The following is an 18,248-nucleotide window of genomic DNA, read 5'->3' as shown; positions in this document are numbered from 1 at the left end:
CTACGTTGGATTTCAACGGTATGATTGCCGGCGGAGCGTTAACTTTGAATGTAAGCTATAGCGCCAAGCAATATCGCAAAAAAACGATGCAGCAGTTGGGCAAGCGGCTAAAGCATCATTTGCAGGAAGTGATTCGTCACTGTGCAGCAAAAGAATGCACGGAACTGACGCCTAGCGATGTGATGCAGCCAGGTATGACGATTGAGGAGCTGGAAGCACTGGTACAGCGAAATCGTCACATCGGGGACGTCGAGAATGTATATGCTTTGACGCCAATGCAGCAGGGAATGCTGTTCCACAGCCGCTTGGATCCTCAGGCGGGCGCTTATGTGAACCAAATGCTCATTTCGCTGCAGGGAGAACTGGATCTAATCGCATTGGAACGAAGCTGGAATATGGTCATCCAGCGGCATGCGGTACTGCGGACGAGCGTAGACAGCGGCTGGCACGATCAGCCGCTGCAGGTGGTCTATCGAAGCCGTACCTTGAAGATTGATTATTCCGACCTATCGATGAAGGATGCTGCGGAACAAGAGCAGGCGTTGGGCTTACTCAAGGAAGAAGACCGCAAGAAAGGATTTGCGGTAGAGGCGGACGGCTTGATGCGTGTAGTGGTCGTGCGTACGGGACTGGAGATGCACCAGCTGCTATGGAGCTTCCATCATATTCTGATGGATGGTTGGTGCCTGCCGCTCGTGGTCAAGGAAGTACTCGAAGTGTATGCGGCCTTGTACAAGGGAGAGGAGCCGCAATTGCCGCGAGTAAGCGAGTATAGCGAATATATTCGCTGGCTGTCCGAACAGGACGCTCAAACGGCATCGAACTATTGGACAGATTTGCTTTCGGGCTTCGACCAATCGGCAGAACTTCCGAGACGGCAGCGCCAAGCGCAGGGATATGAAGCAAGGCGGGTGACCTGTTCATTGGATCGGAAGCGAACCGAACAGATCAGCCAAGCAGCGCGGGAGCAGGGAGTGACGGTAAATACCCTGCTGCAGACGGCATGGGGACTGCTGCTGCACCAATACAGCGGGACAAGCGACGCGGTATTCGGCAGCGTGGTGTCAGGCAGACCGGCAAATCTCCCTGGCGTGGAAGGGATGATCGGGCTGTTCATCAATACGATTCCGGTTCGGGTGAAGTGTGAGCAGGGAGACACAGTAGCCCAAGTGGTACAAAGAATTCAAGAGCAAGCACTGGCGTCCCAGGCTTACGACTATTATCCGCTGCATGAGATTCAAGCTCAAAGCTCGAAAAATCGAGAGCTGTTCCATCACATTCTGGTGTTCGAAAACTACCCGGTGGAGGAGCAGGCAGGCGCGCTGGGGGATGCGGCAGGGCTGAACATTACGGAAGTTCAAGCAGAGGAACAAACCAACTATGACCTGAATGTGATGATTTTGCCTGGGGAAGAGATGACGCTTCATTTTGACTACAATGCGCAGGTGTACGAACAAGATGGAATGGAGCGTTTGCAAAGGCATCTTGTACAAATTGCGGAGCAGATTGCAGCGGACTCAAGCATTCTGGTACAGGAGCTGGAACTGCTGACAGCGGCTGAGAGAGAACAACTGCTCGTGCAGTTCAATGATACGCAGGCAGCGATTCCGGAAAAGGCAAGCATTCCTTCGCTGTTCGAGTGGCAGGCAGCACATACGCCGGATCAACTGGCTGTCGTGTGCACAGACCAGCAGCTGACTTACCGGGAGCTGGAGGAGCAGGCGAACCGCATTGCCCAATGGCTGCGGGCTCATGACGTAATAGGGGAAGGGCGCGTTGGGGTGCTGATGAACCGTTCGCCGCAGCTCATCGCAGGGCTACTGGGGATTTTAAAAGCCGGAGCCGCGTACGTTCCAATTGACCCTATTCTGCCTAAGGAGCGTATGGAGGCGATAATCCGGGATTCCGAGATGCGGGTTATGCTGACGGATTCGACACAGCTTGGGATTGTGAGAGGGCTGCACGATGTATCGCTGTACCATGTATTGTGTCTAGATAAAGTATCGCAGGATGATGTGAATGATGAATGGGCGGAAGAAATGGTTGGTTTGACGGGATACGTCAATCAGGCAGGAGGCCATAAAGACGACCAGAAAGGTGACCAAAACGGTGACAAAACAAGTGTTAGCAATGAGGCCACCTCATTCTCCTTCGCAGAAGATCTGGCCGCATATACTTCTGCACCTGTCGGCGGGGAAATAAAACCATCCGGCAGCGCCTACGTCATCTACACCTCCGGAACGACCGGCTTGCCGAAAGGGGTCGTGGTGGAGCACCGGAACATGGTCAATTTCATCTCGGGAATGATTCGCGAGCTGCCGTTTGGAATGCATGATACGATGCTGTGCATCACGACGGTGTCCTTCGACATCTTCGCCGCGGAGAGCTGGGTGCCGCTGAGCTGCGGCATGCAGATCGTTCTTGCGAGCGAGGAAGCGCAGCAGGATCCGGCAAAACTGGCGGAACTGCTGGATCAGCATCCGGTGCAGATGATGCAGATGACACCTTCGCGTCTCATGCTACTGCTTGGGGATAAGCGAAGTGCGGCGCGGCTGCGGAGTGTCAAGACGCTGCTGGTCGGCGGGGAAGCTTTCCCTTACACCTTGTATGGACAGCTGAAGGAATATACGGATGCGGAAATTTACAACATGTACGGGCCGACGGAAACGACTGTGTGGTCTACGTTCGATCGCTTGGCAGGGGATGAACGGATCAGCATTGGACGGCCGATGGCGAATACGCAGGTGTATGTGTTGAACGAAGCGCTGCAGCCGCAGCCGATCGGCGTAGCAGGAGAACTGTACATCGGAGGCACGGGAGTTGCCCGCGGATATTGGGCGCGTCCAGAGCTGACGTCAGAGAAATTCATGGACAATCCGTTCGTTGCTGGAGAACGGATTTATCGAACCGGAGATTTGGCGCGCAGGCTGCCTGACGGGCGGCTGGAGCATCTGGGACGTATCGACCATCAGGTGAAGATTCGGGGATACCGGATTGAGCTAAGCGAAATCGAAGCCAGCATGCTGCGCATTCCGGGCATAAGCGAAGCCGTCGTAACTGTTGTAGAAACGAAAGAGCATAAAGATCATGCGCAGGAATTATGCGCCTATGTAACGAGCGGGCACATGCTTTCGACAGCCGAGATACGCGCCGCCTTGGCTGAATCTTTGCCAGCGTACATGATTCCATCGTACTTTGTACAGTTGGAGGAGCTTCCTCTGACACCGAACGGCAAGGTGGATCGTCGGGCACTGCCGAAGCCGTCTGTAATCAAGGGAAGTGGAGCGGCAGCGGAATACACAGCGCCGCGAACCAATGCTGAGGCGAAGCTGGCGCAGTTGTGGCAGGAGGTACTGGGCGTTGAACACGTAGGCATTCATGACAATTTCTTCGAGCTGGGTGGACATTCACTGAAGGCGATGACGCTCGTAGCGAGGATTCATCAGGCGCTGGGGGCAGAATTGCCGCTAAGACAGATGTTCCTCTCGCCAACAGTCGAAGGGCTGGCCGCTGCGCTGGAGGCTGTGGACGGCAGCGTGATTTATCAAGCGTTGGCCCCGGCAGGAGAACGGGCGCATTACCCGTTGTCTTCGGCTCAAAAACGGTTGTACGTCTTGCAGCAGTTAGAGGGTGCTGAGCTTAGTTACAACATGCCGGTGGCACTGCGACTTGAAGGAGAACTGGATCGGGTGCAGCTGGAATATGCGCTGCGAGCACTAATTGCCCGCCACGAATCGCTGCGCACTTCGTTTACTATCTTTGATGGTGAATCGGTACAGTTGGTTCAGGACGTGTTGAACTTCTCTGTGTCCTACGAGGAGGCTGAGGAAGAAAAGATTGAGGAGCATATTCATGCATTCCTCCGTCCGTTTGACCTAACCGAAGCGCCGCTGCTGCGTGCGACCGTCGTGTGTCTTGGAGAAGCGAGACATGTATTGCTGTTCGATATGCACCATATTATCTCAGACGGTACCTCAATCAGCGTTTTAATAGGCGAATTTGCGAAGCTTTACGCGGGAGAAGCGTTGGAGCCTCTTAAGCTGCAGTACAAAGATTACGCGGTATGGCAGCAGGAGCACTACATCTCTAGTCAGGGATACGGTCAGCTAGAAGCATACTGGTGGGCACAGTTTTCCGGCGAATTACCAATATTGAACCTGCCGGTTGATCACCCCCGTCCAGCCGTACGCAGCTTCAAAGGCGGCCGGGTGGACATAGAACTGAACGGCGATCTTACCTCCGCAATGCGTGAGCTGGCCCGTATGAGTAGCGCTACGGTCTATATGGTGCTGCTAGCTGCTTACAGCACGCTGCTGGCACGTCTTGGGGGGCAAGAAGAGGTCGTTGTCGGATCGCCGGTGGCGGGAAGACCGCATGCAGATTTGGAAGGCATGCTGGGGATGTTCGTTAATACATTAGCACTTCGGACGCAACCGTCTGGAGAGAAAAGCTTTGCGACCTATCTACAGGAAGTAAAGCAGACGGCACTCGATGCCTTTGAGCATGGAGACTATCCGTTTGAAGAACTGGTAGAACGGGTGGTTCGGCAGCGCGACACGAGCCGCAATCCTCTCTTCGATGCGATGCTTGTTCTGCAAAACATGGATCAGGTGGAGTTTGATCTTCCAGGGCTTCAACTCACCTCGTATCCATTCGAGTCCAATGTGGCCAAGTTCGATCTGACGCTGTCGGTGATCGAACACGAGAACGGTATGCGCTGCTCGTGGGAATTTGCCGACATGTTGTTTGAACGATCTACAATTGAACGCTGGGCTGGTCACTTTGTGGAGCTTTTGCGTCAGATTACCCTGAACCCGCAGGCGACATTGGGAAGCATCTGCCTCCTGACGGAAGTGGAACGGGAACACTTGCTGATGCAGTTCAATATGTCGAAGCCATTCAATAATGGAACGGATAATGCTGAATCGCTCCAGAGCATGGATATAACATTGCAAGCGATGTTCGAGAAGCAGGCGGCAAAGACGCCAGAGCGGTTGGCCGTTGCATGCGGTGGAGATGGCTTGACGTACCGTCAGCTCAACGAACGGGCGAACCAGTTGGCTCGAGTCTTGCGCCATCATGGGGCAGGGCCCGAAAGTCTTGTTGCTGTACAGTGTGAACGCTCCGTAAAAATGGCTATAGCACTGCTTGCCGTGCTGAAGTCAGGAGCAGCCTATTTGCCGATATCGCCACAGGATCCAGCGGAACGTGTACGATTTATTTTGGAGGACAGCGGCGCTACCCTGCTATTATCGAGCACAGCAGTGGATGATGTTTGTTGTCCGGTGCTAGGTTTGGACGATGACCATATAGAGTTGGAGTCGCCTGAAGATCTCCCGAGCACAGCGAATAGCAATAATTTGGCGTATGTAATCTATACATCAGGAACTACCGGTCAGCCGAAAGGCGTTATGGTGGAGCATGGAGGCATCGTTCATACGCTTCAATGGAAGACAGAGAACTATGACTTCGACGAAGGCAGGGTGCTGCATGCGAGCCCATTCGTGTTCGACGCGTCCATCTCGCATTTCTTTGGCCCTCTCGTTGCAGGCGCGACTGTTGTCATGCTGGGCGATGAAGAGCTAAACGATCCGGCAGTCATTATCCGTACGCTTGTTGAGCAGAAGATTACCCATACGCAATTCCCAGCCGTTCTGCTCGCGGCACTGCTCGAAATGATCGTGCCGGAACAGCTGGCAACTGTTCGGAGTATGGTTACCGGCGGGGAGAAGATCGGTGCGGCGTTGATTGAAAAAATTCTTGCATACGGCCACATTGAGTTTGTTAGTGAGTACGGGCCGACGGAGAACAGCGTAGTGACAGCCGCTTTGCCAGTCAGCAATCCGCGGCAGTCTCATACACTTGGTAGAGCGATTGGCCAAACGAAAATGTATGTGTTGGGTGCGAATGGTCAACTGCAGCCGATCGGCGTACCTGGCGAATTGTGCATTAGCGGGCCGGGATTGGCTCGGGGGTATCTCAATCAGCCGGAACTGACGGCGGAACGTTTTATCGCCAGTCCGTTTGTGGCCGGAGAACGCATTTACCGCACAGGGGATCTGGCACGCTGGCTGCCGGACGGCAATCTCGAGTACATGGGTCGGATGGACGGACAAGTGAAAATCCGGGGCTATCGGATCGAGCCGGGCGAGATAGAAGCCGAGCTGCTGCGATCAGCTCAGGTAAGCGAAGCCGTCGTGGCCGCGCTGCCGGATGCCTCAGGCAACCTCCAGCTGTGCGCTTATGTCGTAGGTGGCGAACTGGAGCCTTCTGAACTGCGTAGCTTGCTGTCTTCTACGCTGCCGGCATATATGGTTCCGTCCTCCTTCATGCGACTGGAGCAATTGCCGGTGACGACCAACGGTAAAATCGATTTCAAAGCACTGCCGAAGCCGGATGCAGTTATGACCCAAGCGCTGTATGCAGCTCCACGCACGCCAGAGGAGCAGGCATTGGTGTCGGTATGGCAGCAGGTGCTCGGGGCGCCGCGGATCGGCATCCATGACAGCTTCTTCGACCTGGGAGGCGACTCAATTAAGGCGATTCAAGTTATGTCCCGGCTCATGCAGGCTGGCTATAGGCTGGAGATGAAGGATTTGTTCCGATATCCAACTGCGGCCCAGCTCAGCGAATACATTGCTCCAGTTAGCCGCATTGCGGATCAGGGTCAGGTTCGGGGTTCGGTACCGCTCACGCCAATTCAGCACTGGTTTGCTGAGCGGGATCTGGTTGATGCGCATCACTTCAACCAAGCTGTGATGTTGTATCGGGAGGAACGGTTTGAGGTAGAGGCGCTGCATCTGGCGATGAAGCGGATTACAGAACACCATGACGCGCTGCGAATGGTGTTCACGCCTGCAGCGGATGGCAGTTATACTGCTTGGAACCGTGCCGTGAATGAAGGGGAAAGTTACGGCTTGGAAGTCTTCGACTTCCGGCAAGAACAGATTCGGAAAAACGGTCGGCAGGGTACCGATTTACAGGAAGGACGGGAAGAGCTGGAGGAGCCGTCGTGGAGTCGGTTAGTGGAAGCGAAGGCTCGCGAGCTGCATTCCGGCATCTCCTTAGAGACCGGTCCGCTCGTAAAGCTGGGCTTATTCCAATGCGGTGATGGCGATCATTTGCTCATCGTGATTCACCATCTCGTAATTGACGGTATATCCTGGCGGATCTTGCTGGAAGACCTCGCCACGGCGTACGAGCAGGTTGTACAAGGGCAGGACATTCGTCTTCCGTTGAAAACCGATTCGTTCCAACTCTGGTCGCAACAACTGACTGCTTATGCTTCAAGTCCGGCTATGGAGGCGGAACGTGAATATTGGAGTCAGATGACGGGACGGGAGCAAAGACCATTGCCGAAGGATTACGATCAAGGCGGAGACACGGTCGAAAACAGCGCAACGTTTACCTTGCAATGGTCGCGGCGCGAAACGCAGCAGTTATTAACGCAAGCGAACCGGGCATACGGGACGGAGATTAACGATCTGCTGCTGACCGCACTGGGAATGGCGATTCAAGAATGGACGGGCAGTGAGCAGGTTGCCGTCATGTTGGAAGGGCACGGCAGGGAATCCATCCTGCCGGATGTGGACGTAAGCCGGACGGTAGGCTGGTTCACGAGTGCGTATCCGGTCATGCTTGACATGCAAGCGGATCTGGATCTGCCGCGGTGCATCAAGCTGGTCAAGGAAACGCTGCGAAGCATTCCGCATAAAGGCGTCGGGTACGGCATTTTGTGCTATCTGTCCCCATCGCGGGAGGATAGTATCCGGACGTTGGCGCCTGAGATCTCGTTTAATTACTTGGGGCAGTTCGATCAGGACTTGCAGAGCAGCGCGCTTCAAATGTCTTCGCTTTCGTCCGGGGATGCGGCAAGCCGCAGGCAAAAAAGGGCAGCCACGCTCGAATTTAACGGCATGATCGCCGAAGGAACATTGACATTGAATCTGAGCTATAGCGCCAAGCAATATCGCAAAAAAACGATGCAGCAGTTGGGCAAGCGGCTAAAGCATCATTTGCAGGAAGTGATTCGTCACTGTGCAGCAAAAGAATGCACGGAACTGACGCCTAGCGATGTGATGCAGCCAGGTATGACGATTGAGGAGCTGGAAGCACTGGTACAGCGAAATCGTCACATCGGGGACGTCGAGAATGTATATGCTTTGACGCCAATGCAGCAGGGAATGCTGTTCCACAGCCGCTTGGATCCTCAGGCGGGCGCTTATGTGAACCAAATGCTCATTTCGCTGCAGGGAGAACTGGATCTAATCGCATTGGAACGAAGCTGGAATATGGTCATCCAGCGGCATGCGGTACTGCGGACGAGCGTAGACAGCGGCTGGCGCGATCAGCCGCTGCAGGTGGTCTATCGAAGCCGTACCTTGAAGATTGATTATTCCGACCTATCGATGAAGAGTGTAGCGGAACAAGAGCAGGCGTTGGGCTTACTCAAGGAAGAAGACCGCAAGAAAGGATTTGCGGTAGAGGCGGACGGCTTGATGCGTGTAGTGGTCGTGCGTACGGGACTGGAGATGCACCAGCTGCTGTGGAGCTTCCATCATATTCTGATGGATGGTTGGTGCCTGCCGCTCGTGGTCAAGGAAGTCCTTGAAGTGTACGCGGCCTTGTGCAAGGGAGAGGAGCCGCAATTGCCGCGAGTGAGCGAGTATAGCGAGTATATACGCTGGCTGTCCGAACAGGATGCTCAAACGGCATCGAACTATTGGATAGATTTGCTTGCGGGCTTCGACCAAGCGGTAGAGCTTCCGAGACGGCAGCGCCAAGCGCAGGGATATGAAGCAAGGCGGGTGACCTGTTCACTAGATCGGCATCGAACTGAACGGATCAGCCAAGCAGCGCGGGAGCAGGGAGTGACGGTAAATACCCTGCTGCAGACGGCATGGGGACTGCTGCTGCACCAATACAGCGGGACAAGCGACGCGGTATACGGCAGCGTGGTGTCAGGCAGACCGGCAAATCTCCCTGGCGTGGAAGGGATGATCGGGCTGTTCATCAATACGATTCCGGTTCGGGTGAAGTGCGAGCCGGGAGACACAGTAGCCCAAGTGGTACAAAGAATTCAAGAGCAAGCACTGGCGTCCCAGGCTTACGACTATTATCCGCTGCATGAAATTCAAGCTCAAAGCTCGAAAAATCGAGAGCTGTTCGATCACATTCTGGTGTTCGAAAACTACCCGGTGGAGGAGCAGGCAGGCGCGCTGGGGGATGCGGCAGGACTGAACATTACGGAAGTTCATGCAGAGGAACAAACCAACTATGAACTGAATGTGATGATTTTGCCTGGGGAAGAGATGACGCTTCATTTTGACTACAATGCGCAGGTGTACGAACAAGATGGAATGGAGCGTTTGCAAAGGCATCTTGTACAAATTGCAGAACAGATTGCAGCGGACTCAAGCATTCCGGTACAGGAGCTGGAACTGCTGACAGCGGCTGAGAGAGAACAACTGCTCGTGCAGTTCAATGATACAAAGGCAGCGATTCCGGAAGAGGCAAGCATTCCTTCGTTGTTCGAGCGGCAGGCAGCACAGACGCCGGATCAACTGGCTGTCGTATGTGCAGACCAGCGGCTGACTTACCGGGAGCTGGAGGAGCAGGCGAACCGCATTGCCCAATGGCTGCAGGCTCATGGCATAACGGAGGGAGATCATGTAGGCGTGCTAATAAATCGTTCGCCGCAGCTCATCGCAGGGCTGTTAGGAATCCTAAAAGCCGGGGCCGCGTACGTTCCAATTGACCCAATTCTTCCTAAGGAGCGTATGGAGGCGATAATCCGGGATTCCGGGATGAAGGCAATGCTTACTGATGCAGGATATGCGAAGACAATATCTGCCTTGCAGGAGACATCGCTGCGTTATGCATTAGATGTGGACGATCGTGAACTGCTGGAAGGATATTCTTCCGAGCCATTCGGCGTGGAAATAAAGCCATCCGGCAGCGCATACGTCATCTATACCTCTGGTACGACCGGCACGCCGAAAGGGGTCGTGGTGGAGCATCGAAACGTGGTGAATTTCATCACGGGAATGATCCGCGAGCTTCCGTTCAGGAAGCATGCTTCGATGCTGTGCGTAACGACGGTGTCCTTCGACATCTTCGCCGCAGAGAGCTGGGTGCCGCTGAGCTGCGGCATGCAGATCGTCCTCGCAAGCGAGGAAGCGCAGCAGGATCCAGCCGTATTGGGAGAACTGTTGACTCAGCATCCGGTGCAGATGATGCAGATGACGCCTTCGCGTCTCATGCTGCTGCTCGGCAATGCACGGAGCGCGGCGCAGCTGCGGAGCGTCAAGACGCTGTTGGTAGGCGGGGAGGCCTTCCCTTCCAACTTGTATCGACAGTTGAAGAAGCATACGGATGCGACGCTGTACAACATGTACGGGCCGACAGAAACGACCGTGTGGTCCACGTTCGACCGCTTGGACGGGGAGGAGCGAATCAGCATCGGACGGCCGATGGCGAATACGCAGGTATATGTGCTGAACGAGGCGCTGCTACCGCGGCCGATTGGTGTGGCAGGAGAGCTCTGTATTGGTGGTGCGGGCGTCGCACGCGGATATTGGGCGCGACCAGAGCTGACGGCCGAGAAATTTGTGGACAATCCGTTCGTCTCTGGAGAACGTCTGTACCGGACCGGGGATTTGGCGCGCTGGTTGCCAGACGGGCGGCTGGAGCATCTGGGACGTATCGACCATCAGGTGAAGATTCGGGGATACCGGATTGAACTAGGCGAAATCGAAGCCAGCCTGCTGCGTATTCCGGGCGTAAGCGAAGCCGTCGTAACTGTTGCAGAAACGAAAGAGGAAAAAGATCATGCGGAGGAATTATGCGCCTATATAACAGGTGCAAGGGATGAGCAAATGCTTGCGGCAGTCGAGATCCGCGCCGCCTTGGCTGAATCTTTGCCATCGTACATGATTCCATCGTACTTCGTGCAGCTGGAGGAGCTTCCGCTGACACCGAATGGCAAGGTGGATCGCCGGGCACTGCCGAAACCATCGGGAAGTGGAACGGCAGCGGAATATACAGCGCCGCGAACCAACGCTGAGGCGAAGCTGACGCAGTTGTGGCAGGAGGTACTGGGCGTTGAACGCGTAGGCATTCATGACAATTTCTTCGAGCTGGGCGGACATTCATTGAAGGCGATGACGCTCGTATCAAAGATTCACCAGTTGCTCGGAATAGAACTGCCGTTAAGACAGTTGTTCCTTTCGCCAACGGTCGAAGGACTGGCGGCTGCGCTGGACGCTGTGGAAGGCAGTGCGGTGTATCAGGCATTGACTCCGGCAGGAGAACGGACGCATTACCCGCTGTCATCGTCCCAAAAACGGCTCTATTTCCTGCATCAATTAGAAGGAGCCGAGCTTAGCTACAACATGCCAGTGGCGCTGCGGCTTGAAGGAAAACTGGAACGGGTACAGCTTGAAGCAGCGCTGCATGCGCTCATTGCCCGTCACGAATCGCTACGCACTTCGTTTGCTATCATAGATGGCGAGCCGATACAGCAGGTACAAGACAAATGGAGCTTCTCTGTATCTTATGAGGAAGCGGAGGAAAGCGACGTCGAGAAGCTCATCCAGGCATTCCTTCGCCCGTTTGACCTAAGCGAAGCGCCACTGCTGCGCGCAACCGTGTTGCGGCTTGGTGAAATGCAGCACTTGCTGTTGATGGATATGCACCATATCATCTCGGACGGTGCGTCAATGAATATTTTGGTGACTGAATTTGTGAAGCTGTACGCGGGCGAAGCGCTGGATCCGTTAAAGCTGCAATACAAAGACTACGCCGTATGGCAGGAGAAGTACGCGCTTAGCGATGCTTACCGGGAGCAGGAACAATACTGGCTCGATCATTTCACGGGCGAACTACCGACTTTGCAGCTGCCAACCGATTTCACGCGTCCCGCTTTGCGCAGTTTTGCAGGCGACCGAGTTGATTTTAAGCTGGAGAAACCATTGTCGGAAGCGATCCAGCGGCTGGCACTGAAGCAAGGGGTTACCGTCTATATGGTATTCTTGGCGGCATACAGTACCCTGCTGTCCCGCTTGTCTGGCAACGAGGAGATTATTGTTGGCTCGCCGGTAGCCGGACGCCCGCATGCGGATCTCGCAGGTATAATGGGGATGTTTGTCAATACGCTGGCCTTGCGCACATTCCCTTCCGAACAAAAAGCATTTGCCGAATACCTTGAGGAAATCAAGCAAACGTCGCTTGATGCCTTTGAACATGGCGAGTATCACTTTGAGGAATTAGTTGACCAAGTTGTCATCCAGCGTGATTTGAGCCGCAATCCGCTCTTCGATGTGATATTCATGCTTCAAAATGCCGAAACCTTACAGCAGGATCTTTCGGATTTGAAAGTCGATTCTTATCCGCTTGCCGATACGCAGGCCAAGTTTGACCTCAGCTTAATGGTATCCGAGAGCGAGGCTGGCTACTACGGATCATTGGAGTTCGCTACCGCCTTGTTCACGCGGGAAACGATAGAACGATGGGCTGGTCATTTGACGGAGCTATTGAATCATGTGACGTCTGAGCCGGATACGACTCTCGGTGAAGTTAGATTAATGAGGGGAGACGATGAGCTCAATCAACTGATGGCATACAGCGGCTTGCCTATCCAAACCAAGCCTCGAACGACGACGATTGATCGGCGATTTGAGGAAATAGCCGGCCTATATCCGGATCGGACGGCCATTGTAAGCGGTGATCGGCATCTCACTTATGCGGAGCTGTGGATACAAGCGAGTCTTGTTGCCACTAGACTGCGGAGAGAAGGAATGCAGCCGCGGGCAGCCGTTGCCATTCTGGCGGAACGCTCAATCGAATTCGTCGTTGCGGTACTGGGAATATTGCAGGCGGGTGGAGTGTATGTGCCGCTGGATCCGGACGCGCCTGAGGAGCGTCGCCTGTATATCTTGGGCGATTGCGGAGCGGAATTCCTGTTGGCTGCACAAAAACGAACAGTTCCGGCGTCTTATCCGGGAACGGTCATCCAGCTTGATAATGGAGATCTTCAGGATCAAGCTTTAGTAGCGCTAGAGGATTTGGAACGTTTGGAGCTTGAAGAAGCGCATGACTGTGGTTCTGATGAGCCGGCCTACATTCTATATACCTCGGGCACCACGGGGAGACCAAAGGGAGTGCTGGTAACGCACGGAAATGTACTTCATCTGGTGAACAACAATGGGTATGTGCCTTTCCATGACAATCATCGCTTCGCACAGACTGGTTCGGTAAGCTTTGATGCGGCTACGTTTGAAATTTTCGGAGCACTCCTGCACGGTGGATCCTTGCATCCGGTTGAGAAAGACGTGCTGCTGGACGCGCGTCGAATAGGGGCGTTTCTGACGGAGCAAAGGATTACGGTTCTGTTCTTGACGACATCTCTCTTCCATCATCTATCCGATGAGGATGCGGCTCTGTTTGCCAGCGTACAGCACCTGATTATTGGCGGGGAGGCTCTTTCGCCGAAGCATGCTTACGCTGTGAAGATGGCATGTCCAAAGCTTATGATCTGGAACGGTTATGGACCTACCGAGAACACAACATTCTCGACTGCATTCGCAATCGAGGATGTCCATAGCAAAAACAACATTCCGATCGGCCGGCCGATTGAGGGGACGACAGCCTACGTATTAAGCACGGAGGGTCAGCTGCTCCCAGTCGGGGTGCCTGGGGAATTGTGTCTTGGGGGCGAAGGCGTAGCTGCAGGGTATTGGAATTTGCCGGAGCTTACACATGAGAAATTCATGCCGGATCCATTTATTGCAGGCGGAAGAATGTACAGAACTGGGGATTTGGTGCGCTGGCTCTCGGACGGAACGCTCGAATATTTGGGAAGAATCGATCAGCAAGTCAAAATACGCGGCTATCGGATTGAACCTGGCGAAATTGAGGCGCGACTCCTGCTTCATGCCGATATTCGCCAAGCGGCGGTCGTAACTTGGGCAGAGCCGGCTGGAAGCGAGGTTTTGTGCGCTTATTACGTAAGCAGCAAGCGCCTGGAACCAGCTGAATTGAGACATCACCTTAGCGTCGCTTTGCCTGAATATATGGTTCCTGCGCATTTCATGCATTTGTTGGAACTTCCGCTTACGAGAAATGGCAAGCTTGATCGCATGGCGCTGCCCGAGCCAGAAAAGAATGAGGTATCGGACAGTGCGTTCCTGCCGCCGCAGACAGTAACGGAGATTAGGCTTGCGATGCTATGGCAGGATGTATTAGGGGTACAGCGGGTAGGTCTGAACGACAATTTCTTTGAACTAGGAGGCCAATCTTTACGAGCAATGACGCTGGTTTCACGGATTCATCAACAGCTGCATGCACAAATCAAGCTGCACGATGTATTCCAGGCGCCTACGCTTGAACGGATGAGCCAAATTATCGAATCATCAGCAGGCTCACCGTATGAAGATTTGATTCCTATGCCAAATCAAGATTACTATCCGTTATCCTCTGCTCAGAAGCGGATGTATGTATTGCAGCAGCTTCAAGGAGAAGAACAGGCTTATAATATGCCGAACATTTTCCACTTGGAAGGGCCAGTTGATTTGGAGCGCATAAATGATGCGCTTCATGGCCTAATTCAGCGGCATGAGGTACTGCGTACCTCATTTGAAATGGTGGAGGGCAATCCCGTTCAGCTCGTACATGATACGGTGGAATTCTTCGTTTCTTATACGGAGACGAACGAAGAGGATGCGAGCCAGGCGATTCGCGAGTTTTACTTCCCATTTGATCTCACGCGCGCTCCGCTGCTTCGTGTAGGACTGATACGCGTGCAAGAGGAACAGCACTTGCTGCTGTTCGACATGCATCACATCATTTCGGATGGCGTTTCAATGAGTATATTGATCAAGGAGTTCGGGAAGCTGTACTCTGGCGAGACTATGCCGATCCCGCGCCTTCAATATAAGGATTACAGCACTTGGCAAAGCCGGTATGTGATGATGGAAGGTTACAAAAAGCAGGAAGCCTATTGGTTGGAAAAATATACAGGAGAGCTTCCGGTATTGGATTTGCCTCTGGACTACCCGAGACCGCCTGCACGCAGTTTTGCCGGAGACAGGGTGCATCTGGAATTGGATCTCCATCTTACCGGAGAAATGACAAAACTAACGCAACATACAGGGACTACCTTCTACATGCTGCTATTGGCGGCGTACAGTACGCTGCTGTCGCGTCTCAGCGGACAGGACGATATCGTTGTCGGCTCGCCGACTGCTGGCAGGCCGCATGCAGATCTTGCTGATATGCTGGGCATGTTTGTCAATACACTGGCGCTGCGTACCAACCCAGCCGGCGAAAAAGAGTTTCTAAGCTATTTGCTGGAAGTGAAGGAAAACGCGCTCGATGCGTTCGTCCATCAAGAGTATCCATTCGAAGATCTGGTGGAAAAGGTTGTTAGTCGGCGGGATATGAGCCGCAGTCCTTTATTTGATGTCATGCTTGTCTTGCAAAATATGGAGCAGCAGCAAATGGAGCTTGAACATGTCCGGTTAACCGCCTATCCGTATGAAGGAATCGCTGCAAAGTTCGATCTCACGCTAACCGCCATTGAGCATGAAAAAGGGATGAGCCTTACTTTCACGTATGCTGCGGATCTGTTTGACCGTGCAACGATTGAACAATGGGCATCTTATTTTAAAGTGCTATTGGAATCCGCTGTTTTGGAGCCAAAGCAGCGGCTCGCGGATTTGCCTTTGCTTGACGAAGAGGAACGGCAGCGGATGCAAGTCTATACGCAAGGTGCATCAATGAATAGTTGTGCGGAGCACACTTTGGATCAATGGTATGCAAAGCAAGCCAACAGAACGCCTGAGCGATCCGCTGTCATTTGCGGTGAAAGCCGCCGGATAACTTACAAGGAGTTGAATGAACAAGCAGACCGCCTCGCCGAGCTGTTGGTTGACAGAGGAGTAGGCCCGGATCGGATCGTTGGTCTCTTCCTGCCGCCATCACCGGAATTAATTATCGGGATGCTCGCGATTTGGAAAGCCGGCGGTGCCTATCTTCCGATCGATCCTGAGGTGAATTCAGAGCGGTTGACATACATGCTGAAGGATTCGGAGACAGCCCTGCTGCTGACGATAAGCGAATGGGAGTCCAGTCTGCATCTTCCGGTGGAGTGTCTGAGTTTGGATCGGCTTCCTGCAAAATCGTCGGGTGTCAGCAATGATAGGCTGAATGCAAGTCGCAGCTTGGACGATTTGGCATACGTCATTTATACATCGGGAAGTACGGGGAAGCCAAAGGGCGTCAAAATTATGCATCGAAATGTAGCAGCTTATGCAACATGGTTTATCGAAGAAGCTGGCATTATGGAGGAAGATCGCACAGCCCTTGTTTCCTCATTCGCCTTTGACCTTGGATATACGGCCGTATTTTCAGCTCTATTGTCCGGGGCGGCGCTGTACTTGCCTGGTAAAGATACTTACATGGATCCGGAAAAATTGCTGGAGTACCTTATCCGGGAAAGAATCACTTACGTCAAAATGACACCGTCCCTGTTCGGTCTTCTTGTAAGAAGTCAGTGTTTTGCGGAGCATATCGTCAACGACTATCTTCGTTTGGTCGTGCTCGGCGGGGAGTCGATCAACTGTGCGGATGTGGAGCTTTTCTTTGCCAAGTATGAGTGTGCCGAAGTGATGCAGCATTATGGGCCGACGGAGACAACAATCGGATCCATAGCGTTGAAGATGGATTGCGAACAGTTCCAATTTTTTCGGAACCGACCGATATTAGGAAGACCGATTGCCGGCGAACAGGTTTATATTGTCGACTCTAATGCAATACCAGTTCCGATGGGTGTTGTGGGAGAAATCGCAATTGGTGGACACGGAGTAAGCCGAGGCTATGTGAACCTGCCTGTTGAGACAGACAAGCGATTCGTCAGTCAACCGATCGCTTTGAATCAGCGGTTGTACTTGACAAATGATCGTGGCCGAGTACTGGCGGATGGTACGATCGAGTACTTAGGTCGCAGCGATCATCAAGTGAAAATCCGCGGTTACCGGGTTGAGCTGGGAGAGATAGAAGCGCGATTGAAGCAAATGGACAGGATTACAGAGGCTGCTGTGTTGGCAATTCCGGATAGCCAGGGTATTTTGGATTTGAGTGCATTTGTCGTGGCCGAAGATCCAATTGACAAGGCAGAACTGAGGGAACAATTGCGTCTGCAACTGCCTGAATATATGATTCCGTCCCGCTTCCATCAGTTTGAAAAGCTGCCGCTGACAGCCAACGGCAAGGTTGACCGTGCAACGCTGGCTAAGCAGCAGATCTCGATGCCTGCAATTCAGCAGGCTAAATATACGGCTCCTCGAAATTCACTGGAGCAAGCACTTGCCGATCTATGGCAGGAGGTATTGGGTATAGAACGTGTTGGAATTGAGGATGATTTCTTCGAGATCGGCGGGCAGTCGTTGAGATTGATTCAGACAATCGGGAAGATTCGGCGAGAATTGAAGCTGGAAATTTCTCTTCGTGATGCCTTTGCCCATACGACAGTGGCAAAATTGGCGCAATATTTTGAAGCCCATGGAAGTCAGGTTGAGGAACATGTATGTTCGGTATGGAACCCGGATAACGAAGTATCCCTGTTCTGTTTCCCGCCAATTGTGGGGTACGGTCAGGTGTTCATGAAAATGGCGGATGAACTGCAAGATCTAACCGCGATTTACGCATTTGATTTTATCGAAGCGGAAGATATGATTCGCTATTATGCGAACCATATTCAGAAGCTGCAGCCACAAGGAGTTCTTCATTTGCTTGGCTACTCGGCAGGTGGAAATTTGGCTTTCGAAGTGGCCAAACAATTGGAAAGCGATGGGCGGGAAGTAGCTCATCTCATTATGCTAGACGCTTATCCAAGAAAGAACGCGCTCCAAGCTGCGGATCAGGCAGCGTATGTTGAGTCGCTGCAGGACGAAATTTCGCGCTTCATCGCTCATGTGCCTGAAGCAGACGGAGAGGAAGTACTTCAGAACATCGTCAAATACAAGTCATGGGTTGACAGCGTGGCGACGACTGGAAGGACTCATGCCTGTATTCACTTGATTCGCTCGGAATATGCGGAAGAGCAGTCAACGCATAATTACTGGGAGAACTGGACCTCTGGAGATCACAACCTGTATCAAGGAAGCGGGAAGCATGAAAAGATGCTGGAAGACGAGGATGCAAGCAGGAATGGAGCTATTATCAGAACCATATTCCAGCGGGAAGTGTAA

General features: G+C 53.2%; 1 protein-coding gene (cut by a window edge). It reads left to right on the top strand.

Annotation, left to right across the window (positions count from 1 at the left end):
* Nucleotides 1–18,248, top strand: partial view of a non-ribosomal peptide synthase/polyketide synthase gene (locus RQP50_RS08630; RefSeq protein WP_315744817.1) — the end only. It extends 23,401 nt beyond the left edge of the window; the window shows 18,248 of its 41,649 coding nt (coding positions 23,402–41,649); the start codon falls outside the window, past its left edge; its stop codon occupies nucleotides 18,246–18,248.

The organism is Paenibacillus suaedae (genome assembly GCF_032337355.1).
In the GTDB taxonomy this organism is placed as follows: domain Bacteria; phylum Bacillota; class Bacilli; order Paenibacillales; family Paenibacillaceae; genus Paenibacillus_B; species Paenibacillus_B suaedae.
The sequence above is the reverse complement of the archived record's forward strand: the minus strand, read 5'-3'. Positions and strand labels throughout refer to the sequence as shown.